The sequence below is a fragment of the Mesorhizobium sp. WSM1497 genome (genome assembly GCF_001672455.2).
Lineage (GTDB): Bacteria > Pseudomonadota > Alphaproteobacteria > Rhizobiales > Rhizobiaceae > Mesorhizobium > Mesorhizobium ciceri.
This window is the reverse complement of record NZ_CP021070.1, coordinates 6,481,866-6,506,179: the sequence shown is the minus strand read 5'-3', so window position 1 is coordinate 6,506,179 and position 24,314 is coordinate 6,481,866. Positions and strand designations below refer to the sequence as shown.

The window sequence follows — 24,314 nt, the reverse complement described above, 5'->3', positions numbered from 1 at the left end:
GATGTCGATCGAGAGGCGTATGCTCACCCGTCGGGGGAGCTCTCCGCCTCCTTCGAAGGCTAACTTCCCGAGCAGATCGGTACGCAGCCATATCTGCGGGTCGCGAGCTTGCCGCCGACACCGCCAGCGGCTCGGCGGCACATGCTGTGTCCTAATTAATTTTGCCAACCCGGGAGGACGGCGCCAGCTCGGCGTCACACAGGTCCTGCTGGGCTACGCAAGCTGGACACACGGCCCTCTACGACTGTTGGGCCACTAAGATAGTTGGCCCGATGATCTGGGCTCGCCAGGTCACTTCACCAACTGGACGACTTCATTTGTAATTAACTGGCTGTTTCCTGAGGGTCAGATTGCCGGTATCCCGACCTGCAGCGCACACACGGAGTTCCCCCGATGTACACCCCTCCCGCCTTCCGCGATGATGATATGGATTTCCTGCGGGCGAGCGTCCGCGCATCTCCTCTGGCGAACTTCGTCACCGCGACGGCCGAGGGACTCTTCGCCTCGCCGCTGCCCCTCTTGCTTGATGAAAGCGAGGGCGAGCACGGCGTGATCTACGGCCATCTCGCCAAGGCCAATCCACAGTGCCGTGTTCCCCCGCTGGGCGACGGTCTGGCCATCTTCATGGGGCCGGAAGCTTACGTGACCCCGGCGTGGTATGCGACCAAACAGGAAACCGGGAAGGTTGTGCCTACCTGGAATTACGTCACCGTCCACGCCTATGGCCCGGTCGAGTTCTTCGAGGACACCGGGAGGCTGCTGGAGGCCGTGAATCGCCTGACCGACCACCAAGAGGGTGAGCGCGTCTCGCCCTGGGCGGTGTCGGATGCGCCGTCGGATTTCGTGCAGGCCCAACTCCGCGGAATTGTGGGTCTGCGCATGTCGATCACGAGGATCGAGGGCAAGCGCAAGATGAGCCAGAATCGGAACGCGGCCGACCGTGCCGGAGTGGCTGCGGGCCTCGCAGCGAGCGAGCGGGCATCTGACCGTGAGGTCGCCTCCTTCATCCCTTAGCAACATAAACTTCGTTGGTATCGACCACCATGACAAATTTGACGCAACTCGCCCCACGCCTTGCCGCGGCTTTTGTGCTGGCGATAACGCCTGGTGCTCGGCGACTCTATGTTGTCGCCCGCAGTCTCGCCGGCGGTCGCCCCGATTGCGTTCAATACGCTCGCCGACGCGTTGGCCTTGTGCCCAGAGCCATTAAAGGCCGCACAGCAGCGCGTCCTGGATTGAATCAGAGCCTGAGGGAGAGGTCGGGGAGGCCCTATGATTGCACTGGCCGTCCACCTCGCTACGGCGGAGCAGCCGGCCACATCAGTTTGGCTCCGGAGCGGTTCAGCATCCTTGCGGCCTGGTACTCACTCTGCAGAAGCGGCTGGGTAGGCTGGATCCATCTTCGGTCATTTCGCTTAGCAGATGAATGTCTCAAGAGGCGCGGTGGTACCCGTTGCGTGAAAGTCGGCTCACAATGATAGACAATCCTATGAATAGAGAGCGGGTGACTTCGACCGGCTCGCCTCCCTATGCCGAACATTTCGGCCTTGAAAATCGAGAAACGGCCAGTGAGCCGCGAATGGCGGCCGCCTTGATGAAAGAACGCCACTCCGTGCGCCTGGCGCCGCTTCGGTTTGCGCTCGACCATATGGCGACACCTGGGCTTGACGTCATGACGTTCCTCGCACTCGCCCGCGATCTCGGTCTGACCGACGTGCAAGTCCGGACTAATCCTTGCAGCAAGGCTGTTGTGCGCGGCAAGCCGTCGGCGGATATCCGGGCTGCCGCTGCCGAAGCGGGAGTCACGATTATCTCAGTCAACGCCTTGCAGCGATTCGACGAGTGGACTCCCGCCCGCAAAGCCGAGGCCAGCAAGCTCGCCGATTATGCGGCCGCCTGCGGCGCCCAGGCGCTCATGCTGGTGCCGGTGAACGACGGTTCGCGGTCCGCCAATGCCGAGCGCCAAGGCAATCTCCGCGTCGCCTTAAAGGCGCTAAAGCCAATACTTCAGTCGCGGGGTCTCGTTGGGTATATCGAGCCGCTTGGGTTCCAGACCTCCTCACTTCGGTCGAAAAAAGAAGCGGCTAGCGCCATTGCCTCGGTTGATGGCCAGTCCGCCTTCCGGCTTGTCCACGATACATTCCACCACACGCTTGCCAGCGAGACGTCCTTCTTCTGCGACTTGACCGGTCTCGTGCACATTTCGAGCATAAACGATCCAACCTTCTGGATTCGCCCGGATCGCATCCTGGGCGGCTCGGACAATTGCAGCCAAATCCGGACGCTACTCGATGGCGGCTATTCGGGCCCCTTCTCCTTTGAGCTTGTGGAGGAGGTCCATGCGTTAAATGACTTTGCAGGCGCATTTGCCGCCAGCATCGATCTCATCCGACGCGGGCTTCTCAGGCGAGTTCCGGTTTGAGGCGCGGAGGCAATTGAGCGGAGAAGTCATTGGAGATCGCTCCTGTGCCCTGATCATGCAGGTGCTTTGCGGGTCGCCATTGTTTCAAGACTGGCCATGGACCGCCTTGGGCGGCCCTGCCAAGTAGATGGGTCGGCAAGGCGAAACCTTGGATCTGGTGCTGAGGGGGCGGGCTATCGAAACTTTTGTGTTAGACCATGTCTGATTGAGGGGCGAACATTAGCGTAGCCCGATCTAAGTCAAGCGAGCTTGCGCCCAGCCGATTTGGGGTTTCTTCAGCACTGCCTCGCAACGTCCGGGGTTCAGCTCAAAGACATCGATCGTGTGTCGTTCCACGCTGCCGAAGCGAATGTAACCCCCGCTCGATAAAGGCCTCGAGCCCGACGCTTCAATCCCTTTCACGCCAACCCCCCCCTACGCCGCTCGCTCACTGCCGCGCTGTTGAGCGCGCGCTCGCGAGCGGCTTCTCCCGTCGAGTTACACCGTCCCGGCACGTGACCCGCAGAACTGACAGACAGATTGGATCGGCTCTTGAGCAGTTCCTTTCAGTTCGTACCCCTGCCGTCGATGCACAATCAAAGACACGATAGATAGTTTTTGCATGCTGCGGACTCCGCCACCTGGTCGATATCGAGAGATGGCATAGTGCCTACTTGCTTCTAGGTACTCGCAGGAATCGTTATGGTCCGCGGTGTACGTCACCAACAGGTCTTGCTCGGGCGGTCGGATGCATATAGCTCGACTGCAGAAGAATCGGCCGGACCTTCACCCGTCGCCTGCCGCGACTTCCAGCGCAATTCGTTTTCAACAAGGAACTACCTATGAGGCGGCAGCCCCCGGCATTCACGGTCGAGATAAGACAGAAGCGCAGTTCTCAAAAGCGAAGTGGTTCCATCTGGAGCGGTGTCGATCTTACCGCAGCAACGGCCGAGACAAGAAGAGAACTCGAGGAGATGGATCTGCCAAATCATCGACTTGTTGACTCAAGCGTCGTAGCGCTTGATGCTGAACACAGGCACAAACCGCGAGCGGAGCATCTCATGGCAAATTCCCTGGACGCTGAACCAGTAACAACTACAACCCAACCGGCAGCCAAAGTGGAGATGCCTGAAAAGAAGAAGGCCAAACGGTCGCCGAAGGCGAAGGCTGAGCCTAGGCCAGCTGCTCGGAAGAATGCCAGCGCGGCGTCTAAGGCGGAGGAAGCACCAGCAGCGACGACCGGACGTAAGACCTACTCTGAAAAGGAGCGCGCCGAGATGCTCGCCCTCATACAAAAGTCTATCAGTGGCGGCGCCACCCACAAGAGCGCCGTAAAGCAGGCCGGCATCTCGGAACAGACCTACTATCAATGGAAGAAAGCTACGCCGCCGGCGCCGGTTGGTGACGATCTGAAGGACCTCGTCGCGCTTGAGGAAGAAAACAAGCGACTGAAGAGCCTGCTCGCGGAACGCCTGCGCAAGGAGAACGCGGAACTGAAGAGGAAGCTCGGGCTTTAGTAATCCTGAATCGCGGATCGGAGCGCCAGAATTCTTGTCCGACGCCCGCTATCCGAGAGGTCGTAGTTTACGCGTCTGCGCTTCCCAAGGACCTGAACGCAAGTCGAAGAGCATTTGCGTCAGGCACTGCCCACCGTATTGCGGGGCAAACAAGCAAAAGGCCGCCCGTTGTTCCGGGCGGCCTTTGCCATTCAAATCATGCAGCGTGCCTATTCGGCGGCTTTCGGGAAGGCGATCGCTGGTTCCGGACCGGCATCCGCTTTTTGCGCATCCGACGAGATCTCACCCTTGCCGCGCCGGTACAGCCGGCTGAACAAGCCGCGCCGTGCGCCCGGCTTGATCTTGGCGCGGGTGAACACCATCAGCATCGAGGGTGTCACCACCAGCGTCAGCACCGTCGCGAAGGACAGGCCGAAGACGATCGCCGAGGACAGCGAAATCCACCATTGCGTCGACGGCGCGTTGATCGTCGTCTCGTGGTGGAAGATTTCCAGCCCAAGGCCAAAGGCGATCGGCAGCACGCCGAGAATGGCCGATACCGCCGTCAGCACCACCGGGCGCGCGCGCTCGCGGCAGGTCTGCAGCACGGCCTCCATCTTGTCCCAGCCCTCTTCGCGCAGCCGGTCATAGGTGTCGATCAGCACGATGTTGTTGTTCACCACCACGCCGGCCAGAGCGATGACGCCGATGCCCGACATGACGATGCCGAACGTCTCGCCTGTTATCAGCAGTCCGAGGAACACGCCGATCGTCGCCATGACCACGCAGGACAGCACCAGCCAGACGCTGGTGAATTTGTTGAACTGCATCAGCAGCACCAGGAAGATCAGGAAGATCGCCGCCCCGAAGGCCTTGCCAAGGAAGGCGCTGGCCTCGGCGCTGTCTTCGTTCGAGCCGGCCAGCTTCCAACGTATGCCGCTGCCGAGATCCATCCCGGAGACGGCCTTGGTGACCTCCGCCTGCACGGCCGCGACCTGGGCGCCTGCGGCAACGTTTGCCTGGACGACCACCGTGCGCGCGCCGTCGATACGGTTGAGGATACCGACCGTCGGCTCCGGCTTGCGCACGACGAAATTCGAGATCGGCACCGAGCCTTGCGAGGTCTGCACCCTGAGCTCGTCGAGCGTCGACAGCGTGCGCCGGTCTTCCGGCAGACGCAGCCTGATGTCGACGGCGTCGTCGGCGCCGGCAGGCCGGTATTCCGAAAGCTTCAGCCCGTTGGTCACCAGTTGCACCACTGTGCCGACAGCGGTTGGGCTGATGCCATATTGCGCTGCCTTGGCACGGTCGACCTCGAGCGCCCAGTCGACGCCGGGCGGCGGGAGGCCGTCGGAAATGTCGATGACGCCAGGCACCTTGCCGATGCGTGCCGCAACCGCGCGCGCTTTGTCGTCGAGCCCCTTGGGGTCGACGGCCGAAAGCCTGATCTGGATCGGCTTGCCCGTCTGCGGGCCGGCTTCCGGAACGCGAACCTCGACGTCGACGCCTGGAATGCCGGCCATGACGCCACGCAAATCGTTCAGGATATCGTTGGCCGATTTGCGCTCGCGCCAGTCGATGAATTCATACTGGATGACGCCGACGACGTCCTCGGACACATCCTGGCCGCCGCCCTGCGTCTTGCCGACACGGGTATAGACAGACTTCACGCCCGGCCAGCCGAGCAGCCGGTTTTCCGCCGTCTTGGTGGCCGCGTCCATTTCGGCAAGCGAAAGATTGCCGCGGGCGTGGACATAGAGCAGGCCGTAGTCAGGCTCGACATTCGGGAAGAATTCGACGCCGGCGCCGAATTTCGAATAGGCGTAGCCCACGCCAAACAACAGCGCCACGGTGAGGACAAGCACGGTGATGGGATAATGCACCGCCTGCTTGACCACGGCCATGTACCAGCCGTCGCGATTGTCGTCGGGGTGATGGGCGGGCGCCTTGGCGAATATGGCGCCCAGCGTCGGTGCGAAGACCAGCGCATAGAGCATCGAGGCCGAGAGCGTCACGATCAGCGTGATCGGCATATATTTCATGAAGTCGCCGATGATGCCCGGCCAGAACAACAGCGGTGAGAAGGCGGCAATGCGCGTCATCGTCGCCGCGATGACCGGGCCAGCCATGCGCTTGGCGGCAAGCGCGAACGCTTGCTCCTTCGGCATGCCCTCGCTCATGCGTCGCTCGGCGAACTCGGTGACGATGATGGCATCGTCGACCAGCATGCCGACAGCCAGGATGAGGCTGAACAGCACGATCATGTTGATCGTGTAGCCCATCATCGCCAGCAACAGGATGCCGATCAGGAAGGATGAGGGGATGGCCAATCCGATCAGCAGCGAGGCACGACCCGACAGCGCGTAGAGGATGACGATGAACACCAGGATGACGGCGATCATGACGTGGTTCTGCAGATCGCCGAGCAACTGGTTGACGAAGACCGACTTGTCCTGCGTGTAGGTGACGTTCATGCCTTGCGGCATCGTCTTGACGTAGGCGTCGGACACCTCCCTGACCTTGGCGAGCGTGTCGATCAGATTGGCGCCGATGCGCTTCTTGACTTCGATGGCGATGGCCGGCTTGCCATTGAGGCGCGTGATCGTCGTGGCATCGGCGAAGGTCGAGCGGATCGTCGCGATGTCCTTGGCCTGCACCACGGCATTGGGGCCGGCGACCACGGGCAAGGCCGCCACGTCCTCGGGCGTCTCGATCAGTGACGGCACCTTGACGGCGTATTTGCCTTCCGAGCCTTCGATATTGCCGGCGGCGACCAGACTGTTGGAGGCACCGACAGCGCCGATCAGCTGATCGAGTTGCAACCCGTAGGACGACAGTTTCATCGGATCGATGACGACTTCGACAAGATCGTCGCGCGAACCCTGCAACGAGCCCTCCAGGACGCCTGGCACTTCCTCGATACGGTCGCGCAGTTCGCGCGCGGCGGCGGTCAGCACGCGTTCGGGCAATTCGCCCGACAGGGTGACGACGAGGACGGGGAATTCGGAGATGTTGACTTCGGTAACGACCGGCTCTTCGGCCGCCTGCGGCAGGTCGGCCTTGCCGTCCTGGACCTTGGAGCGCGTGTCCTGCAAGGCCGTCGCCAGATTTGTCTGCGGCTGGAACTCGACCAGCACATAGCCGCCGCCCTGGAAGGCGGCCGAGCGCATTTCCTTGAGGCCTTTCAGGCTCTTCAGCTTGCTTTCCATCGGCCGCAGCAGAAGGCGCTCCGAATCCTCCGGCGAAATGCCCTGATAGATCAGGCTGATATACATCATCGGAATCGGAACGTCGGGCTCGGCTTCCTTCGGCGTCGACTGATAGGCGACCCAGCCGGCGAGCAGAAGGAAGACGAGGACCGAAATGGTCAGGCGGGCATTGTTGATTGCGAGTCTGACGATATCCATGGCTAACGCCTGTTCTTGAATTTCACGAGCTGCGTCGCAGCCAAGTGTCCCCGCCCGGGGTCTGTCCGCCGTACCCCATGCTACTGCGTGCCGGCGGTCGCTTCGCCCAGCAGTTTCTGGATGGTTGCCTGGTCGGCTTCGACCGGCTTGACCTCATCGCCTTCCTTCACCAGTTCCTGGCCGGCAACGATGATGCGCGCATCGGCAGGGATGCCGCCAAGCACCAAGCCGGTCGGCGTGTCGTCGACGAGGTCGATGGGGAAGAACGCAACCTTGTTGTCCTTGCCGACGGCACGGATGCCGAGGTCGCCCTTGTCGCCGAGCGTCACCACCGAGCGCGGCAGCAGCACCGCATCGGTCGGCAGCGCGCTGAGTGCGATTTCCGCCGTCATGCCGGCCGGCACGGAGCCGTCGGCATTGGGGACGGCAACCTCGACGCGGAAGGTGCGGGTCGCCGAAGAGGCGTCGCGGCTGATGTAGCGCACGGTGCCTTCGACGGTCTGGCCGCTGACCAGCCGTATGGTGGCCTTGTCCCCGAGTTTCAGGTAGCCGAGATCGCGCTCGCTGACTTCGCCGCGGGCAATCACCGGATCGAGCTTGAGGATGGTTGCCACCTCGCCGCCCTGCATGATGGAACTGCCAAGTTCCACCGGCACCCGGTCGATAACGCCGTCGAAGGGCGCCTTCACCTCGTTGCGGTCAAGTTCGGCCTGTGCCGTTTCCAGTTGCGACTGCGCCGAGGTCAGGTTCGAGCGCGCGGTGTCGAGCTGCAGCTTCGGCAGATTGCCGGTCTTCATCAGCCGCAAGGCTGCGTCCAACTCGGCCTGGCGCTGCACCACCAACTGCTTTGCATTGTCGACCATCGAGATCTTTTCTTCCGCCGCAAGCATCAGCACCAGATCCCCCGTCTTGACGTGATCGCCTTGCTTGACAGGCAGCTTGTCGATGACACCGGCGACGCGCGTCGCCAGCACCGCCCGCTTGTCGGCTTCGGTCAGCCCGGAAATGCGGATGGCGCGTGCATAGGTCTTGCGTGGCGGCGTCACCACCGCAACGGTGCGCAGCGGTGCCTTCGGCTCGGCTTCAGCCGTCTTCGGCTTGGCCGCGTCCGGCGCCTTGGCCTGTTCGGCTTCGGCTGCCTTGGCTTTGTTGGCGGCTACGCTGCCGACCGACGAAAACTCGCCTGTCGCCATCCACGCCGCGAAACCAATGAGCACAACAATGGCTGCAAGCTTGTGAAACCTGATGTTGGGCATCGTCATTTTTCCACCGCGGGTTCACCTCTGTATGAGGCAAGCGGTCCTCGTTGATGCCGGAGAAGCCAACCCAGGGAAGCGACCACGATCAGATGGCACAGAAGCTAGGCTGCGACCGTGAACCGAGAACGGCGCCAGTCAGAGAGTCCCCGCTTCAAAGAACCGGGCGTAAGGTCCATCCGCGAAGTGGAGCTGCAACTCATCAAAATTCTGCACGGTCTGGTCTAGCGCTCGCGTTTCCTGGCGCTGAAGGTTGGCTGGATCAGATAGCTCGATGGTCGGCGCGCCCAGGAAATCCCAAACCTTTCCTAAGCAAGCAGCGGGCTCGTGAAGGAGGCTCTCGTATTCCACTACGAGCAGCTGGCTCGACGTGAAGGAGTGCTCAATGCGCGCGTGGAAATCGTCCGCGGCTTTGAAGTAAGCCTCACAGTCAGCGATTGACAATCGGACGCGCGGTGGCCGAGCGGCGTCCGAACTGAATTTCAGCCATTGCCCGCTTTGTCTTGCCTGTGCAAAGGACCGTAGCGATTCTAATATATTTCGAGTTACGAGAATGACTTTGAGGGCTGGCCAACGAGTCAGTTCGGCAAAAAAAGCTGGGCGTTCGCGAAATTGGGGTTCATTGATCTTGCAGCCGACATGCGTCACTTTCTTGTAGTCTGGCGTGGGATAGCGCAAGTAGGCTTGTTCGAGGAGCTCACGATCGGTGCGTAGCAGGCGATCCTTCCCGGGCCAATTGGCATCATACTCATTGAGCAGCTCACCGTTGCTTAGTACCGTCGGATGCTCGTTTAGCAATTCCTCGAGATAGTGTGTGCCAGTCCTTGGCATCGCAAGGATCACAAAAGGCTGAGGCGTAGGCGTGGGGTGAGTCATTGCTATGTGTTTCCAGCTAGTAGCGGTCGCGAGGGTTTAGGGCAGACCAGGGCACAACAAGCTCGGCTGCTATGTCTTGAACTGGACTCAATCCTCTCGTGCCGGTCGCAGCAGCATCAACGCATCAGACGTCGACGAAACAGCGCAGCAGAGAGGAAAAACGGCAATACGGCGTACATACAAAGTGCGCCGATATGCAGCCCGACGTTGTCTGCCAAATGGCCGAGCATTACCGGACGGATCAGGTCGATAGAGTTCGCCAGCGGGGAGAAGGCCGCGACGCGCTGAAAGGCGCCTGGCAGTTGGCCGACTGGAAAGACCGCACCAGACAGGAACAGCATGGGTGTGATGACGAGCGTCTGATAGAATATAAAATAGTGGTAGCTGGGCGCGAGCGCGATGACGACCATTGCGAGGCTGGCAAAGGCAAAGCCGGTGAGAGCGACCACCGGCAGCACATAGGGCACGGACGTCCACGCCGCATAGCCCAGCGTAGCAGCAACAATGGTAATTGCCGTGCCTGCGAGAAAGGCCTTGGTGGCTGCCCACGCCAATTCACCGAGAACGATGTCGCCCAGCGTGAGTTGTGTATGCAGGATTGCTTCCCAGGTGCCCAGGTCGCGCATGCGACTGAAAACCGCGTATATTGTTTCGAAGGTCGATGCGGTCATCGCGCCTGTCGCGACCATCCCGGCTGCCAAGAAGGCAATATACGAGGCGCCTTCAACCTGACCCACCATTAGGCCAAGACCAGTACCGAGCCCGAAAAGGTAAATTAAAGGATCGGCGAGAGTACCGAGAAGAGACGCAAATGCGACCTTCTTCCACGCCAGATAGTTGCGGCGCCACACCGCAATCCAGTTCCACGCGTTGGCGGGCAGTGCCGCCGCAAGATCTTCACGCATCATTCACTTCTCCATCTCGCGTCCGGTTAGCCGCAAGAAGACGTCCTCCAGACTTGGTGGGCGCTCCAGAATCCGCAGACCTGCGCGCCCGCGAAGCTGGCCACGCACCTGCTCTGGATCGGGCGCATAGCAAAAGAGTGTCTCGCCGCTTACCTCAATGCGCTGAACGTACGGCTTGATTAGCGAAGTCAGCTCCTGCGGATTGCCGCCAAAGATCTCGATCACATTGCATCCAATATGTTCGTCTATCAACGCATGAGGGCTGCCCTCGGCAATCTTGCGTCCCCGCTCCAGTACACACAGCCGATCGCATAGCCGCTCAGCCTCTTCCATGAAGTGGGTGGTCAAAATGATTGTCTTTCCGCTCGCCAGCAGAAAACGGAGCCGCTCCCAGATCAGGTGGCGGGCGTGCGGGTCGAGGCCGGTAGTTGGCTCGTCCATTATAAGAAGTTGTGGGTCGTTGATCAGCGCGCGTGCCAACGTTAGACGCCGCTTCATGCCGCCTGACAGCTGGCCGACACGTGAGTCCGCCTTGCTCTCAAGGCGGGCAAACTCGAGGAGAGATGGAACGACCTCTTGAATCTTCCGTGTGCTCATGCCGAAGTATCGCCCGAACACCACCAGGTTCTCGCGGACCGTGAATTCCAGGTCCAGGTTGTCGAACTGCGGAACGACACCTATGCCCTTGCGGGCCAAGCGACTTCGAGCCGGCACCGGCACCCCGAGCACCGTGATCTTACCGGAGTCAGGCCGGGTCATGCCGAGGAGCATGCGGGCAATGGTGCTCTTGCCTGCACCGTTCGGCCCCAGCAGGCCGAAGCACTCTCCCGTCCCCACAGTGAAGGACAACCCTTTCACAACGAGTTTGCTGCCAAATGACTTGGTTACCTGGTCAAGGTCGATTGCTACATTGGACATACGTCTATCTCAGGCTGAAAACAGGCCAATCGGCCGGCCGGCAGCTTACTTTCGAGGTTCTGGTCCAGAGCAGCTGGTACCTGTGCTGGTCCTTGAGGAATGAGAGAAAGCGATTGTAGCAGCCGCGCAAAAAAGGGTCGAAGGCTACAGTCGCTTTCGGCTGGTTCTCGGTCTGATCGTTGATGTATGCCTAAGCTCACGACGTATTCTCTACCCAAGTGCTCAGTCGGAGCTGTGAAGAACGCCAGGCTCAACCAGCTGTGCAGAATCGCGCGAACGATCAGTACGATTCGAGCCGGCAATTCCCGGACTGCCTGTACCATTTGCCCTGGTGATCGGGTTTGCGACGATGATCGGCTTCTTGCTCCCATGGGGCTGGATGGCATTTTTGCGCGACAGCCAATCACTGTTGCTCAAGGTGCACAACGCATAAGCTTTCAAGGGAAGTAGGAGAAAGATGTTGATGAACGTGTGCAGAGAAAAGCCGAAGAACCGGACTTGGCGTGCACGCAAAGCTATCACGGTGCATCGAATGATCGTCATGCCGGCAATGATGATTGCCGTTGGCCAAGGCACCGTATTTGCCAATGCGAGCTCTGCGAGCCCGGCGAGTACAGCGACCGCGAGCAACAATGGACCGAGATTCTGTCCAATCACGTCCAACGTGAGGTAGCGATCGAGGCCCGGCAACAGGCGCAGTGCCAGCAGCGTGTCGCGGAAAGTGCTTCGTGCCCAGCGTAGTTGTTGGCGCAGATAGGGTCCCATCTTGTCCGGAACGACTGTCGCCGCGATGGCGTCCGGAACGTACTCGGTCCGAAAGCCTGCTTTCAGCATCAGGATGGTAAGATGGCGGTCCTCGCCGAAGTCGCTAGGTTTGCCCCTAAACAGCTGAGTTTCGTATTGATCCAGCAGCGACATCAGACAAGAGCGGCGGTACATTGCACAGGGGCCGCAACAGCACATGACCGCACCAAAGCGGGCCTGCGCTGCCCGTTCCTCGTTGCAAGCGAGCCAGTACTCCATGTCAATTAACCGGGTCAACCAAGTGTCGCTCCGGTTGGATGCCGTCAGCTGGCCCATGGCGGCGCCGATCGCTGGATCCCGCATCCTTGCGGTAAGTTTCGCGATCACGTCGGGCTCGAGAGTCGTGTCAGAGTCGACGCTGAGCACGAAATCTCCAGACGAACCACGGATCGCGGCGATCTGTGCTTTACGTTTGCCGACGTTGTGGGGGAGCTGAATAAAGGTGAATCTGGGGTCGTCTACGTAGGCGTGATGCACCGGCATGAGGGCGTTGCGATTTCCAGAACCGTCATCAACCACATAGACGTGCAGCTTTCCGGCGTATTCCTGGTTTGCAACCGAAGCCAGACAGGCCGAAAGTGTGCGCGGCTCCTCGTTGTAGCAGGGGATAATGACATCCACGCTCGGCCAAAGGTCGAAGGCGAGCAAGTCGTCCGAGCTTGAGGCAACGTGTCCCGGCTGCGCATAAACCGCTTGCATGCCTTTATAAACGGTCGAGAGCAGCGCGTAACACGAAACGGCGACGGTACTGGCTGTGGTAAGCGGGTCCATAGGATCTCGTTTGTTCAATGATGTTGAGGAAGGGGTCGGACTGTGAATCCGCGGTCGTGCAGCGCTGGGATCAGGCGGGACAGCGCCATAACGGTCTGGTCGCGTGGATTCCTTCGAGAGCAGTCACACCCGTCGTGAAGGAGCACAATCGCGCCCGGGCGGACCCCGGCGAGAACTGCATCGACAATCAAGTCCGCGCCGGGGCGAGACCAGTCTCGCGGATCGACTGACCAATGCAGGGGTGCCAATCCAGTGCTCGCCGAGACTTTGAGAGCTTCTTCGGTCCAGCTCCCATAGGGCGCACGAAAGTACCGCAGCGCAGCTTGGGGGCACGCCATCCTGATGGCGCTGTTCGCCTCAACTATTTCACGTTCAACTTCGCCGGGTTCGCATCTGGACAGGTCGCGATGAGTCATCGTGTGATTGGCCACTTCATGCCCATCCGCAATAATTCGCCGGACAAGCTCCGGCCGGTCTACAGCCGCGTCACCGATCAGGAAGAATGTCGCCGGTGTCCGGTGTTGCGCCAGCACGTCGAGGACCTCCGGTGTCCAAACGGGATCGGGACCGTCGTCAAACGTGAGATAGACGCTGCGCTCTTGGGTGCCGTCTGCGCAGTGACTGGACATTTCACATATGCGGTCCAGATGTTTCATAGCTCCGGACCGTTCCGCTCGATGAAGGTGCCGGACGGCCACTCGTCAATCGACCGCCCAATCGGCGAGACAAAGAGGAGATCGTCCTCCAAGCGCGTGGGCGGCAGGTCGGGATGCATGTCTGCCAGGGTCGAGCGGATGCGAACGTCCGGCACAATCTTCCCAAGCCCCACCTTGCAGAGCCTCTGGATGTGATTTCGCATTTCGTGCCGAACCTGGCCGAAAGCGAATGGAACGCCCATCTGCTGCAGCGCCGGATACAGACTGCGCAGGGACAAGCTGATGCCGAGGCCCTCAAGATCCCTACGCACCCCGTACAATCCGAGTTCGGCCACCAGCACGTCGATTTCGCCAACTTTGATGAACCGGCGCAGTAGACCGAGATGTGCCGCTACACCGTGCGTGTCCCTACCAATTGCGCGGAACTCTGGCCTCGCGCCGAACCAACTGCGGCCGCCTTCGAATCGCATTGCGGAGAAGGTGCCAGTCCCTCCATAGGTTTTGTGCAAGAAGTCTGACAGCTCGACATGCTCATGCAGTTGCAACTCGTTTTCCCAACACAACCTCCACTGCACTTCAGAGCGCATGGAAAGACCTCTGTCCGTTCCTGTTTTCCTGAGGTAAGCGCCTAATGACGGGGAGCTTGTCGCGTCGAGCCGGCGCGATATGGCTTTCGCAGGTCACCGGTGAACTTTAGCCGCACTGGACATGCGATCCGGTCGACACCGGAAGGCGTACGCCAGAAATGCTGTCCGGCACCCACGCAAGCATCAAGTTCCTTTAGGGCTTGCTTACATCTCTTGTGAGGTCCCTATGCGACGTTCAGCAAAACTGGTAAAATCGTTTGTTTCGATGAAAGGTATCCACTCTATGGATAGCCGCACGCATGCGTTTCAAGGGGCTTGATCTCAACCTTCTCGTTGTGCTGGACGCATTGCTGGCCGAGCGCACTCTCTCGGCGGCGGCACGCCGCATAAACCTAAGCCAGCCGGCCATGAGTGCGGCTGTCGCCCGGCTGCGCGACTTTTTCGGTGATGAACTGTTCAGTATGAACGGTCGAGAGCGCATCCTGACCGCACGAGCGATTGCACTTGCCCCCGCAGTCCGCGACGCTCTCCTGCGTATCCAGTCCTCGATTATTTCTTCGGATCCGTTTGACCCGGCTCGATCCGATCGACGCTTTAGGATCATTATTTCCGATTTCGCCACGCTCGTTTTTTTTGAAAAAGTCGTGGAGCGTGTCGCTCGTGAAGCCCCCGCCGTCACGTTCGAATTGCTGCCACTCGATGACTACCCAGACGAGCTCCTCCGGCGCGGCGACATCGACTTTGTAATTCTTCCGAATATGTTCATGTCGGGCGCGTTTCCAAGCGTGGCGCTTTTCGATGAGAAGCTGGTATGCGTGGGCTGTGCCGCCAACAAGCAGCTGCCACGGCAGCTTACATTTGAGAGATACCTGTCGATGAGGCACGTCTGCGTCAGGTTCGGACGTTGGCGCAAGCCCTCTATCGAGGAACTGTTCTTGCTCGAGCACGGCCTAAAAAGACGTGTCGAAGTCGAGGTGCAGGGCTTCAGCATGGTGCCGCCAATGGTGTCCGGCACAGCTCGTATTTCGTCCGTGCCCTTCCGGCTGGTTAAGCACTTCGAAAGAACGTTCCCCCTTAAGGTCGTCGAACTTCCACTGCCGCTTCCCGTTTTCACCGAAGCCGTCCAATGGCTGGCCAACCACAACGGTGATCCAGCCAGCATCTGGATGCGGGAGATAATGGTGCAGGAAGCATCCCGACTTGCTACTCCTGCGAATCCACGCGAGGCCCCCAGCGCTCCTGGATTTGTGTCGGCCGTTACCGCCCACACTCATGTTGCCTGAGGCGACAGATCGTCAGCTGATCGGCAGGTGTTGCGCTTGCAGACTGTGAGACGCCCGGAGCGAGGAGCGGAGCTCGAAGTGCATGTCTCTGGTCGGTACCTCATCCGGTTCGCATCTTGGCTGGCCTTGGTCTGAGGCCCATCGTGGGTTATGCCAGGGTTGCGGTCGATGCTCGCTTCGAAGCTCTGGTTGGAGTTGTCCTGCCATACGCTTGGGTGCAGAAGAAGTTCTCGATCAGATGACGCTTCCAGATCGAGAGGCGGCGGCAAGGCGCGCCTCGGATCGTGCTGGATTGCGATCCTGGCGCCGCGCTCGTTCAGATCGGCAATGATGGTGTTGATGTTGAACCCCGTGTCGGCGATCGGATCGCCGAAGGCGACGCCCTCGATGCGCGGGCGAAACCCCGTATCGAAGCGGCCTCCTGACGGGGGACGAAGCACACAAGTGCCGAGCGGATCGGTGAGCGCAAGGATCTTGGTCGCCATGACGACCCTGGAAAGGCCTGCGCCTGGCTTTGAGACCCCTGTTGCGCTTCCGCGGCACGCGTATCAAACTCATCGCACGGCCATGGGTGCAGCCGTGGCCGGGCTGCGGGATGAACCGTTTACGACAAGCGCCGCGGACGTTTGATCCGCATGCAGCAGCACATGCCCTGCAAACCCCGGCGGTGAGACCTGTCGCGCGATGCCTACGACAAGGTAGGCTCCGGTTACCCGTGCTCAGATCATGGCCATGCCGCCATTGACGTGGACGGTCTGGCCGCTGACGTAGGCTGCTTCATCGGAGGCGAGGTAGGCAACCGCGGACGCGACTTCAGCGCTGGTGCCCATCCGCCGGGTCGGGATCGCCGCCATAATCGCCTCTTTCTGCTTGTCGTTGAGCTTGTCGGTCATGGCCGATTCGATGAAGCCCGGGGCGACGCAGTTGACGGTGATGTTGCGGGTGGCGATCTCCTGCGCCAGAGACTTGGAGAAACCGATCATGCCGGCCTTGGAAGCTGAGTAGTTGGTCTGGCCCGAATTACCGGTGATACCCGAAACTGAAGTGATGTTGATGATGCGGCCGTGGCGGCGGCGCATCATCGGGTGGGTCAGTTCCCGGGTCAGCCGGAAAACGGCGGTCAGGTTGACCTCGAGCACTGAGTCCCAATCGGCGTCCGACATGCGCACGAACAGGCCGTCCTTGGTGATGCCGGCATTGTTGACCAGGATGTCAACCCCTTCGAGATCGGCCTCCGTCTTCTGGCCAAGCGCCTTGACCTCGTCGCGGTTCGACAGGTTGGCCGGAAACAGCTTGACCCGGTCGCCCAGTTCGTTGGCCAGCGTCTCCAGCTTTTCGATGCGCGTACCATGCAGGCCGACAATGGCGCCCTGCGCATGCAGTATCCTGGCTATCGCCTCGCCGATGCCTCCCGATGCCCCGGTGACGAGCGCCTTGCGGCCCTTCAATTCGAACATATCTTGTCCTCTTCTCTTCAGGCCGGCGAATTCGGTTTCGCCTGCCGGAAGTCTCGGCTCGATGGATGGCTTCCTGGGCGCTCCCGATCCGCGGCGACGTAATATTTTATCCAGCCAAACGGCCTTGGTGAGTTCACGCACCAATTGGGTTGCGGCGGCATCGGCCGCACGACCAGACGCGGCTCGACCGATCTGACCACCTGGAGCTGACTGGTGGACACTGGGAGAGCGTTCAGACTGTCTAGCAAGGCTCGCGGAAGGACTTTGCGGCGACATGGACGCTCACTATACGTGCTTGAACGCTAGAACTGCGTTCGTGCCCCCCATGGCAAACGCGTTGCTCATGGCCACACGCACCTTACGCTCGCGCGGCACGTTGGGCGTGACATCGAGATCGCAATCGGGGTCTGGCTCGCGATAGTTGGCGGTCGGAGGTACCACGCCCTCCTGAATCGCCATCACACAGGCGATCATTTCAATCGCGCTGGCTGCACCTAGGCAGTGACCGTGGGTGGATTTGGTGGAAGAGACGGACATCGAATGAGCATGCTCACCGAAGACTCGCTTGATCGCCGCCGTTTCGATTTGATCGTTGGCCTTGGTGCCGGTGCCGTGCGCGTTCAGGTACTCGACGTCCTCTGGATTCAGTTTCGCATCGGCAAGGCAGGCGCGCATCGCGCCTTCCGGCCCGTGAACTGCCGGCGCGGCGATGTGGGAGGCATCGGCAGACAGACCGATGCCCGCGACCTCGGCAAGAATCTTTGCACCCCGGGCGGTAGCATGCTCATAGCTTTCCAGTACGGCCATGCCCGCACCTTCGCCCAGCACCACTCCCTTCCGGTCCGCGGAGAAGGGCCGGCAAGTGTCCGGAGCGAGCACGCGCATGGCTTCCCATGCCTTCATCATCATGTACACGAACGCCGCGTCGCTGCCTCCCGCAAGCATCACGTCGGCCCGGCCATACTTGATCTGGTCTACGGCCGAGGCAATCGCATGATTGCCCGATGCACAGGCGGTGGTGACGGCGAAGACCGGCCCGCGAAGGCCGAGGCTCATGCTGACCTGGCACGCAGCCGCGCTCGGCATCGCCTTTACTCCCGAGAACAGTTCAACGCGGGACGCTCCCCCCAAAAGGACGTCGCGGTAGCCTTTCTCGGTCGCATCGAAGCCGCCGAAGCCGGCACCCACTATTGCGCCAAAGCGATGGGCATTGCCTTCATCGCAGGAGAGTCCGGACTGTCGCATGGCTTCGCGTGCTGCAAGCACGGCAAGCAGGCTGAAACGTCCCATGGAGAGCAGCTGCCGAGGCTCAATGTCGTGCTCAGGCAGCGTCTTGATCTCGGCGCCGATCGCGCCCTCCAGTCCGTGAAGCTGTGCATTGACAATGGGACCGATGGCCGATCGGCCCTCGCGCATGCCTTTCCAGATGGACCCGACATCGGTGCCCAGCCCGCACAGCCCGCCCAGTCCAGTGATGACGACCCGGCGATCCATTCAAGCCGCCTTGTTGAGCAAGCCGCGGATGGCTTCCACCATGTCCCCGACAGTTTGGAGATCAGACCACGCATCGGCCGAGTTCATCTCGATCTTGATGCCGTACGCCTGCTCGAGATCCCAGAGCACGTCCGCCAACCCCAGTGAATCGATCCCGAGCGCAGTCACTTCGTTCGCAGTGGTTATTTCGCCGACGGATGCTGCAGTCGTTCCCTCGGCGTTCTCCGATTCGATGCGCTTCCTGATTATCTCAATGACTTCCGTTATAAGTTGATCAGACATTTGTCTCTTTCCATTTCAGCTTGTTTTTACGTGGCGCGACATAACTCCTTGAGCCGCGCGCATCGGGGAACCAGCCATCAAACTTCTGCAACTGAAGAAGCTTAACGCCCATGGAGCCGGATAAGTCCGGCTGGCCTGCGGCGCAGGCCGCGATGGCGAAGAATCTTGCTGGGAGGCCGTAGCCACTCGGGACGGATATGCAGCCCCGAAGCTTCACAGCTCCGGACCGTTGCGGTCGATCAGCGTGCCGGAGGGCCATTCGTCCATGGAGCGTCCAATTGGCGATACCAACACGAGTACGTCATCCAGGCGCGTGGACGGCAGGTCGTGATGCACATTTGCGCGGCTCGAACGGACCCGGACGCCTGGCACAATGGTGGCTATGCCCTCTCTGCAGTACCTCTCAACATGGTTACGCATGGCGTGCCGAACCGTGCCGAAAGCGAAGGGAACCCCCATCTGCTGCAGGACGGGATATACGGCGCGCATAGAAAAGCTGATTCCGAGCTTCTCAAGATCCTGACGAACGCCATACAGGCCCAACTCAGCCACAAGAACATCGACGTCGCCAACCTTGATGAAGCGGCGCAGTATTCCGATGTGTGCCGCTACGCCCTCAGGGTCGCTGGCAATAAGGCGGAGTTCGGGTCTTGCGCCGGCCCAACTGCGGCCACCTTCGAATGGCTTTGCGCCGAAGACCCCGTTTCGTCCATAGATCTTTCGGAAGAAATCGGAGAGCTCGACATGGTCGGCCACTTGCAAGCTATTTTCCCAGCATAACCTCCACTGCACGGCAGAGCGCATGGAAGAATTTCTCCTTTCGGGTTGTCCTTAAGACGCTCATCACGGCATAGAGGCAGCGGTGATCGGTGCGTCAGGTGTTTGTCCATGCGAGATTTCAGCACAATGATAAAATCCTTTGTTTCGATGGAAGGTATCCACTCTATGGATAGCCGCAGAAATGCGTTTCAGGGGGCTTGATCTCAATCTTCTCGTCGTGCTGGACGCATTGCTGGCCGAGCGCAATCTCTCGGCGGCGGCACGCCGGATCAATCTCAGTCAGCCGGCGATGAGTGCGGCCGTCGCCCGACTGCGCGATTTTTTCGGCGATGAACTGTTCAGCATGAACGGCCGCGAACGTATTCTGACGTCACGTGCGGCAGCACTTGGCCCCGCAGTTCGCGACGCTCTGCTGCACATCCAGCGTACGATTATTTCTTCCGATCCGTTTGACCCGGCTCGATCCGATCGTCGCTTCAGGATCACTATTTCCGATTTCGCCACGCTCGTTTTTTTTGAGAAAGTCGTGGAGCGTGTTGCCCGGGAAGCCCCCGCCGTCAGTTTCGAATTGCTGCCTGTCAACGATAGCCCCGATGAGCTCCTCGGGCGCGGCGACGTCGATTTTGTAGTTCTTCCAGATTTGTTCACGTCGAGCGCGCATTCGAGCGTGGCCTTGTTCGACGAGAGGCTCGTATGCGTCGGCTGTCCCACGAACAGGCAGCTGAGACGGCAACTTACATTCGAGAGATACCTGTCGATGAGGCACGTCTCGGTCAGGTTCGGACGTTCGCTGATGCCGTCCGTCGAGGAATGGTTCTTACTCGAGCATGGTCTTAAAAGACGTGTCGAGGTGGCCGTGCAGGGCTTCAGCATGATCCCACCCATGGTGTCCGGCACGGCTCGTATTGCGACCATGCCCTTCCGGCTGGTTAAGCACTTCGAAAAAACCTTCCCCCTTCAGATTGTGGAACTTCCGCTGCCGCTTCCTGCTTTCACCGAAGCGGTCCAATGGCCAGCACTCCATAATACCGATCCGGCAAGCGTCTGGATGCGCGAGGTAATGATGCAGGAGGCAGCTCGCATGGCTGTTCCGCTGTGACAACACGCGAGGCTTTACACGTCCATTTCGCTTTCTACCTCTTCGACCAACTGCTTTCGCGTCGACAGCACGCGCTGGATGAAATCAATACTGGCGGCAAGCGCGCCAGCGAGCTCGTCAATCGTGCACACTTCCTCTACCAGTTCGAACGAGAAGGGTCCCGCATAGCCATGGTCAAGCAGCGCCTGGATCTGACTGGCATTGTCAGAACCTCCAAGAAGGCGATCCGGGCAAATCCAGAACATCGGGTCGTTCACGCCTGAAATGTGCGCCAGTCCGGTAAGCTCGCCAAACAAGGAGGCCTCGCCGGCGAGCGTGTGGTGGAACGTATCGTGCATCAGGCGAAACACGGTCTGGCCGTCAACCGCGGCAATCGCCTCGACCGCTTCCTTCTTTGATCGGAGCGAGCAGGTTCGAAAGCCCAGCGGCTCAATCAGGCCGACAAGGCCGCGCGATTGGAGGACCGGCTTGAGCGCGTTTAGAGCGAGGCGGAGACAGTCATGGCGCTCGCCAGCGCTGGCGCGCGAGCCGTGGTTGACTGGCACCAGCACGACCGTCTTGGCCCCGCACGCCGCAGCGTAGTCGGCCAGCTTGCTCGCCTCCGCCCGGCGGATGGCAGTCCAGTCGTCGAAGCGCTGCAAAGCGTTCATCGAAATTATCGTGACGCCGGCTTCGGTAGCGGCCGAGCGGACCTCAGCAGCCGGAATGGCGCGTGCAACAGGATTGCTGAAACGATGGTCACGGATTTGAACATCGGTCAGGCCCTGATCACGCGCAATTGCGAAAATTGCACTGACGTCGACAGAAGGCGCCGCCATGTCTTCCAGCGCAAAGCGGGGAGATACCTGGCGCATGGGCTTGGCTTTTCCTTCAAAAAGTGCGGCGCCAGTCTTGTCTGGCTTCTCCGCGCGCCCCACCGCAGGCGGATGCACAAAGCTGATTGGAGCAGGCTAGTCAATCGAGCGATTCTTGCATTTATGATAGAAAATTGGCACGCACTGATAGAATCACATCATTCAGATATTCTCCGGCACATAGATATCGAACGGCAGAAATGTCTGGCCCGATGTCTCCGCCGTGCCGTTCTTGAGGGCGCGGTCCATCAGCAGCATCAGCTCCTGGCAAAGTCGGCGCAGTGGCGTGGCGAGCGCCATCGTGACGATGTCATCCGCGAGAGCCGCCCGTGACTCCGGCGTGATTTCATTCACGATCACGACGAGATCCTGACCGTTGCACTCGTCCCGGAGCGCGGAGATGGCACCCTCCATGCCACCGCCGGCCACGTAGAACCCGACGAGCTCAGGTTCCCGCTGCATAAGATGCAGTAGCGCCTCGTAAGTGATCTGTCGTTTCTCAAAGTTCAAGAGCGTATCGAGCACCTCGAATGCTGGCTCGTTCTCACGGAAATAGGAGCGGAAGCCGCTTTCCCGCAGCTCATGACTCTGGAAACGGTGGCTGCCGACAAACACCGCCACTTTGCCAGGCCGTTTAGCGGCTTTGGAGAACATCCAAGCTGCCGTGCGCCCGACCCTGTGGTTGTTGAGACCTACGTAGCCCTCGCGCGCGCCAGCGGCGAAGTCAGAAAGCAGCGAGAAAACCGGGATGCCTTTTGCCTTGAGCTCCTCGACTGCCGCCGTGATCTTAGGGTGGTCTGGCGCCACCATGCCGATCGCGTGACAGCGCCTACCAAGATTCCTGAGGCTAGCCGCCAGCTCCCCGGGCGAATGCGAAGGCGCGAATTCGATAACCGGAGTGCCATGGAAGGTCTCGGCCGAAGTAACCGCTGCTTCGACCTCGCGCGCGAAATCTTGGTAGAAATGCTGGGCCGGCTTTCTCAGGATGAAGCCTAGCCGGTACTGCGGCAGGTCCCGTTGCAAGCGCTGTTTGATGAGACCCGCCGCATGATAGCCGATCGCGTGGGCGGCTTCATTGACCAGCCGCGCGGTCCGCTCCCGCACCGGAAGACGATCGTTCAGGACGCGATCGACCGTTGCTACGCTCACTCCGGCTTCGCGGGCGAGATCGGCAATTGTGGGGCGCTTGGCCGTCGCGCCAATTCTGATCGGCTGTCCCTGTGTCATCGGCCCGGTCCCGGCGACGGTTCCGGGCGGCAACGTGAAGATTTCGACATGCTCCACGATCGGCAACCTATCCAATGAACAGCGCTCAAGGAGCAACCGAGCATTCGTCGCTCTCGGTTTCGTTTGCGTAAGGCATCCATGTTTCTTGATTCACCGCATTGGCGCTTCTGATCTTGTGTCTCGCGACGCGCTGTTTAGAGCCGCGAGCCGATTGTTTCGTGCTGATGACAGCGCGGCGACTTGATTGGTCGCGCTGCAGCAATCTTGCTGGGGCGGGGTGGCCGGTTTAGTCTCTCGGCAAGCTCCCGCAGAAGGCGGCTTTCATGCGCGCTTCGTCCAATTCGCCTTCCCAGCGGGCGACGACGAGCGCAGCCACCGCGTTACCCACTACATTCGTCAGCGCTCGGCATTCGGACATGAAGCGGTCCACACCAAGGATCAGAGCCATCCCAGCAACGGGAACAGTTGGTATTACGGAAAGCGTGGCGGCCAACGTGACGAAGCCAGCCCCCGTAATACCTGCGGCACCCTTCGAGGAAAGCATCGCGACGACCAACAGGAGAATCTGATCGGCAACCGACAAATGCGTGTTCGTTGCCTGGGCGATGAAGAGGGCGGCAAGCGTCATATAGATATTGGTACCGTCCAGATTGAAGGAATATCCCGTCGGGATGACGAGACCCACGACGGAACGCTTGGCGCCTGCCTTCTCCATTTTCTCCATGAGCGAGGGCAGCGCAGCCTCCGAGGAGGACGTTGCCAGGACCAGCAGCAGCTCTTCCTTGATGTATCGCACGAGAGAAAAGATTGAGAAACCGTTGTATCGGCACACCGCGCCAAGAATCCCGAACACGAAGACGAATGCGGTGAAATAGAACGTCGCGACCAGCATGGCGAGGTTGGCCACTGAACCGATGCCATATTTGCCGATTGTGAAGGCCATGGCGCCGAAAGCGCCGACGGGCGCGGCCTGCATCAGGATGCCGACCAGCTTGAACACCGGCGCGAGTAGCGCTTGAAGCAAGGAAAGCACAGGCTTGCCGGTGTCTCCGGCCATCGCCAGAGCGCTGCCGAACAGAATCGAGAAGAACAGGACCTGCAGGATGTTGCCTTCGGCGAAGGCACCAACGATAGTTGACGGGATGATGTTCATGAGGAAGCCGGTCACCGACTGATCGTGGACCTTGGCCACATAGCCCTGCACGGCCTGGCCATCGAGCGAGGCCGGATCGATATCGAGGCCAGAGCCGGGTTGAACGACATTGGCGACAATGAGACCGACGATCAATGCGAGGCTCGAGAAGGTGAGGAAATAGATCATCGCCTTGCCGGCGACCCGGCCGACCTTCTTGAGATCGTTCATGCCCGCAATGCCGGTCGTTACGGTTAGAAAGATCACAGGTGCGATAATCATCTTCACGAGCTTGATGAAAGCATCGCCCAGCGGCTTCAGAGCCTCTCCGGTGCCCGGATACAAATAGCCGACTGCGACACCGAGGGCGATGGCGGTAAGCACCTGCACGTACAGTTGGGCGTAGAAGGCCTTGCGGGCTGGGGGACCGGCGCTTCGAATCGGTGGAGCCAACAGCTTTTCTCTCCCTGACCGGATCGGGGTGGGCCTCCTCCCTTCCCGCGCTTCTCCATCGCGGCGCTCCGGTCGAGCGCTGCTGTCGTTTCGGCTGCAAGCGTCGTGCCAAGTGGAAATCCCGCGCCCAATCGTGCATGTTCAGACGCTCGGTCACCCGGTGTCCCCGAGGTTTG

The 24,314-nt window shown here is 60.2% G+C and carries 20 protein-coding genes and 1 pseudogene; 5 read left to right on the top strand and 16 right to left on the bottom strand.

Annotated features, from left to right (window positions below; genetic code table 11):
• The first annotated feature begins 393 nt into the window (after nt 1-393).
• The 3 genes from A9K65_RS31695 to A9K65_RS31680 all read left to right on the top strand — a co-directional run bounded on the left by A9K65_RS31695 (nt 394) and on the right by A9K65_RS31680 (nt 3,918).
• Nucleotides 394-1,014: an FMN-binding negative transcriptional regulator gene (locus A9K65_RS31695; protein WP_064994855.1), complete on the top strand. Its 621-nt coding sequence runs from the start codon at nt 394-396 to the stop codon at nt 1,012-1,014.
• A 565-nt stretch (nt 1,015-1,579) separates the two neighbouring features.
• Entirely contained in the window at nt 1,580-2,422 is an 843-nt protein-coding gene (locus A9K65_RS31690; protein ID WP_064994854.1) for a TIM barrel protein, read from the top strand.
• 821 nt (nt 2,423-3,243) lie between these two features.
• Nucleotides 3,244-3,918: a transposase gene (locus A9K65_RS31680; protein ID WP_224655970.1), complete on the top strand. Its 675-nt coding sequence runs from the start codon at nt 3,244-3,246 to the stop codon at nt 3,916-3,918.
• A 209-nt stretch (nt 3,919-4,127) separates the two neighbouring features.
• Here A9K65_RS31680 and A9K65_RS31675 read toward each other — a convergent pair whose 3' ends face one another.
• The 8 genes from A9K65_RS31675 to A9K65_RS31640 form a co-directional block, all read right to left on the bottom strand.
• Nucleotides 4,128-7,304, bottom strand: a complete 3,177-nt coding sequence (locus tag A9K65_RS31675; protein WP_086081373.1) for an efflux RND transporter permease subunit — start codon at nt 7,302-7,304, stop codon at nt 4,128-4,130.
• 80 nt (nt 7,305-7,384) lie between these two features.
• A complete protein-coding gene (locus A9K65_RS31670) occupies nt 7,385-8,560 on the bottom strand; it encodes an efflux RND transporter periplasmic adaptor subunit (RefSeq protein ID WP_086081372.1) in 1,176 nt (391 codons plus the stop codon).
• A gap of 138 nt (nt 8,561-8,698) precedes the next feature.
• The gene (locus A9K65_RS31665) at nt 8,699-9,436 is read right to left on the bottom strand and encodes a sulfotransferase (RefSeq protein WP_064993564.1); all 738 of its coding nucleotides are present in this window, start codon (nt 9,434-9,436) and stop codon (nt 8,699-8,701) included.
• Nucleotides 9,437-9,552: 116 nt separating this feature from the next.
• Nucleotides 9,553-10,341, bottom strand: coding sequence for an ABC transporter permease (locus tag A9K65_RS31660; protein ID WP_064993578.1), 789 nt, complete (start codon nt 10,339-10,341; stop codon nt 9,553-9,555).
• 3 nt (nt 10,342-10,344) lie between these two features.
• Entirely contained in the window at nt 10,345-11,259 is a 915-nt protein-coding gene (gene nodI, locus A9K65_RS31655) for a nodulation factor ABC transporter ATP-binding protein NodI (protein ID WP_064993563.1), read from the bottom strand.
• 222 nt (nt 11,260-11,481) lie between these two features.
• A complete protein-coding gene (gene nodC, locus A9K65_RS31650; protein ID WP_064993562.1) occupies nt 11,482-12,834 on the bottom strand; it encodes a chitooligosaccharide synthase NodC in 1,353 nt (450 codons plus the stop codon).
• A gap of 14 nt (nt 12,835-12,848) precedes the next feature.
• Nucleotides 12,849-13,490 (bottom strand): chitooligosaccharide deacetylase NodB, encoded by a 642-nt coding sequence (gene nodB / locus A9K65_RS31645; protein ID WP_064993561.1) that lies wholly within the window; start codon nt 13,488-13,490, stop codon nt 12,849-12,851.
• The gene (locus A9K65_RS31640; RefSeq protein ID WP_064993560.1) at nt 13,487-14,077 is read right to left on the bottom strand and encodes a NodA family N-acyltransferase; all 591 of its coding nucleotides are present in this window, start codon (nt 14,075-14,077) and stop codon (nt 13,487-13,489) included. Before A9K65_RS31640 ends, nodB begins: the two co-directional genes overlap by 4 nt.
• Nucleotides 14,078-14,376: 299 nt before the next feature.
• Here A9K65_RS31640 and A9K65_RS31635 point away from each other — a divergent pair, with 299 nt between their 5' ends.
• Nucleotides 14,377-15,360, top strand: a complete 984-nt coding sequence (locus tag A9K65_RS31635) for a LysR family transcriptional regulator (RefSeq protein WP_064993559.1) — start codon at nt 14,377-14,379, stop codon at nt 15,358-15,360.
• On the opposite strand, the gene A9K65_RS35790 is transcribed toward A9K65_RS31635, so the two are convergent.
• From A9K65_RS35790 to A9K65_RS31610, 5 genes are all read right to left on the bottom strand, one after another.
• Nucleotides 15,348-15,845 (bottom strand): hypothetical protein, encoded by a 498-nt coding sequence (locus tag A9K65_RS35790; RefSeq protein ID WP_064993558.1) that lies wholly within the window; start codon nt 15,843-15,845, stop codon nt 15,348-15,350. The genes A9K65_RS31635 and A9K65_RS35790 overlap by 13 nt on opposite strands.
• Nucleotides 15,846-16,079: 234 nt before the next feature.
• Nucleotides 16,080-16,817 carry a 3-oxoacyl-[acyl-carrier-protein] reductase gene (gene fabG / locus A9K65_RS31625; protein ID WP_064993557.1) on the bottom strand — a complete coding sequence of 246 codons (738 nt, stop codon included), beginning with the start codon at nt 16,815-16,817 and terminating at the stop codon, nt 16,080-16,082.
• A gap of 285 nt (nt 16,818-17,102) precedes the next feature.
• Complete coding sequence (locus tag A9K65_RS31620) at nt 17,103-18,311, bottom strand: beta-ketoacyl-[acyl-carrier-protein] synthase family protein (RefSeq protein WP_064993556.1); 1,209 nt, start codon at nt 18,309-18,311, stop codon at nt 17,103-17,105.
• Nucleotides 18,312-18,593: an acyl carrier protein gene (locus tag A9K65_RS31615; RefSeq protein WP_064993555.1), complete on the bottom strand. Its 282-nt coding sequence runs from the start codon at nt 18,591-18,593 to the stop codon at nt 18,312-18,314.
• Between the two features lie 213 nt (nt 18,594-18,806).
• The gene (locus A9K65_RS31610) at nt 18,807-19,397 is read right to left on the bottom strand and encodes a NodA family N-acyltransferase (RefSeq protein ID WP_064993554.1); all 591 of its coding nucleotides are present in this window, start codon (nt 19,395-19,397) and stop codon (nt 18,807-18,809) included.
• 157 nt (nt 19,398-19,554) lie between these two features.
• Between A9K65_RS31610 and A9K65_RS31605 the strand changes: the two genes are divergently transcribed.
• Complete coding sequence (locus tag A9K65_RS31605; protein WP_064993553.1) at nt 19,555-20,472, top strand: LysR family transcriptional regulator; 918 nt, start codon at nt 19,555-19,557, stop codon at nt 20,470-20,472.
• A gap of 14 nt (nt 20,473-20,486) precedes the next feature.
• On the opposite strand, the gene A9K65_RS31600 is transcribed toward A9K65_RS31605, so the two are convergent.
• The 3 genes and pseudogenes from A9K65_RS31600 to A9K65_RS31590 all read right to left on the bottom strand — a co-directional run bounded on the left by A9K65_RS31600 (nt 20,487) and on the right by A9K65_RS31590 (nt 24,141).
• Nucleotides 20,487-21,326: a TIM barrel protein gene (locus A9K65_RS31600; protein WP_064993577.1), complete on the bottom strand. Its 840-nt coding sequence runs from the start codon at nt 21,324-21,326 to the stop codon at nt 20,487-20,489.
• 162 nt (nt 21,327-21,488) lie between these two features.
• Complete coding sequence (locus A9K65_RS31595) at nt 21,489-22,553, bottom strand: LacI family DNA-binding transcriptional regulator (protein ID WP_064993576.1); 1,065 nt, start codon at nt 22,551-22,553, stop codon at nt 21,489-21,491.
• 194 nt (nt 22,554-22,747) lie between these two features.
• Nucleotides 22,748-24,141: pseudogene (locus A9K65_RS31590) on the bottom strand (dicarboxylate/amino acid:cation symporter).
• Between the last annotated feature and the right edge of the window lie 173 nt (nt 24,142-24,314).

Excerpts from the sequence above, each read along its gene's own strand:
- A9K65_RS31675 (WP_086081373.1), bottom strand. The coding sequence starts at position 7,304 with ATGGATATCGTCAGACTCGCAATCAACAATGCCCGCCTGACCATTTCG.
- fabG (WP_064993557.1), bottom strand. The coding sequence starts at position 16,817 with ATGTTCGAATTGAAGGGCCGCAAGGCGCTCGTCACCGGGGCATCGGGA.
- A9K65_RS31695 (WP_064994855.1), top strand. The coding sequence starts at position 394 with ATGTACACCCCTCCCGCCTTCCGCGATGATGATATGGATTTCCTGCGG.
- A9K65_RS31600 (WP_064993577.1), bottom strand. The coding sequence starts at position 21,326 with ATGCGCCAGGTATCTCCCCGCTTTGCGCTGGAAGACATGGCGGCGCCT.
- A9K65_RS31635 (WP_064993559.1), top strand. The coding sequence starts at position 14,377 with ATGCGTTTCAAGGGGCTTGATCTCAACCTTCTCGTTGTGCTGGACGCA.
- A9K65_RS31620 (WP_064993556.1), bottom strand. The coding sequence starts at position 18,311 with ATGGATCGCCGGGTCGTCATCACTGGACTGGGCGGGCTGTGCGGGCTG.
- A9K65_RS31610 (WP_064993554.1), bottom strand. The coding sequence starts at position 19,397 with ATGCGCTCTGCCGTGCAGTGGAGGTTATGCTGGGAAAATAGCTTGCAA.
- A9K65_RS31605 (WP_064993553.1), top strand. The coding sequence starts at position 19,555 with ATGCGTTTCAGGGGGCTTGATCTCAATCTTCTCGTCGTGCTGGACGCA.
- A9K65_RS31680 (WP_224655970.1), top strand. The coding sequence starts at position 3,244 with ATGAGGCGGCAGCCCCCGGCATTCACGGTCGAGATAAGACAGAAGCGC.
- A9K65_RS31690 (WP_064994854.1), top strand. The coding sequence starts at position 1,580 with ATGGCGGCCGCCTTGATGAAAGAACGCCACTCCGTGCGCCTGGCGCCG.
- nodB (WP_064993561.1), bottom strand. The coding sequence starts at position 13,490 with ATGAAACATCTGGACCGCATATGTGAAATGTCCAGTCACTGCGCAGAC.
- A9K65_RS31670 (WP_086081372.1), bottom strand. The coding sequence starts at position 8,560 with ATGCCCAACATCAGGTTTCACAAGCTTGCAGCCATTGTTGTGCTCATT.
- A9K65_RS35790 (WP_064993558.1), bottom strand. The coding sequence starts at position 15,845 with ATGGCGACCAAGATCCTTGCGCTCACCGATCCGCTCGGCACTTGTGTG.
- A9K65_RS31665 (WP_064993564.1), bottom strand. The coding sequence starts at position 9,436 with ATGACTCACCCCACGCCTACGCCTCAGCCTTTTGTGATCCTTGCGATG.
- A9K65_RS31615 (WP_064993555.1), bottom strand. The coding sequence starts at position 18,593 with ATGTCTGATCAACTTATAACGGAAGTCATTGAGATAATCAGGAAGCGC.
- A9K65_RS31595 (WP_064993576.1), bottom strand. The coding sequence starts at position 22,553 with ATGACACAGGGACAGCCGATCAGAATTGGCGCGACGGCCAAGCGCCCC.
- A9K65_RS31660 (WP_064993578.1), bottom strand. The coding sequence starts at position 10,341 with ATGCGTGAAGATCTTGCGGCGGCACTGCCCGCCAACGCGTGGAACTGG.
- nodI (WP_064993563.1), bottom strand. The coding sequence starts at position 11,259 with ATGTCCAATGTAGCAATCGACCTTGACCAGGTAACCAAGTCATTTGGC.
- nodC (WP_064993562.1), bottom strand. The coding sequence starts at position 12,834 with ATGGACCCGCTTACCACAGCCAGTACCGTCGCCGTTTCGTGTTACGCG.
- A9K65_RS31640 (WP_064993560.1), bottom strand. The coding sequence starts at position 14,077 with ATGCGCTCTGAAGTGCAGTGGAGGTTGTGTTGGGAAAACGAGTTGCAA.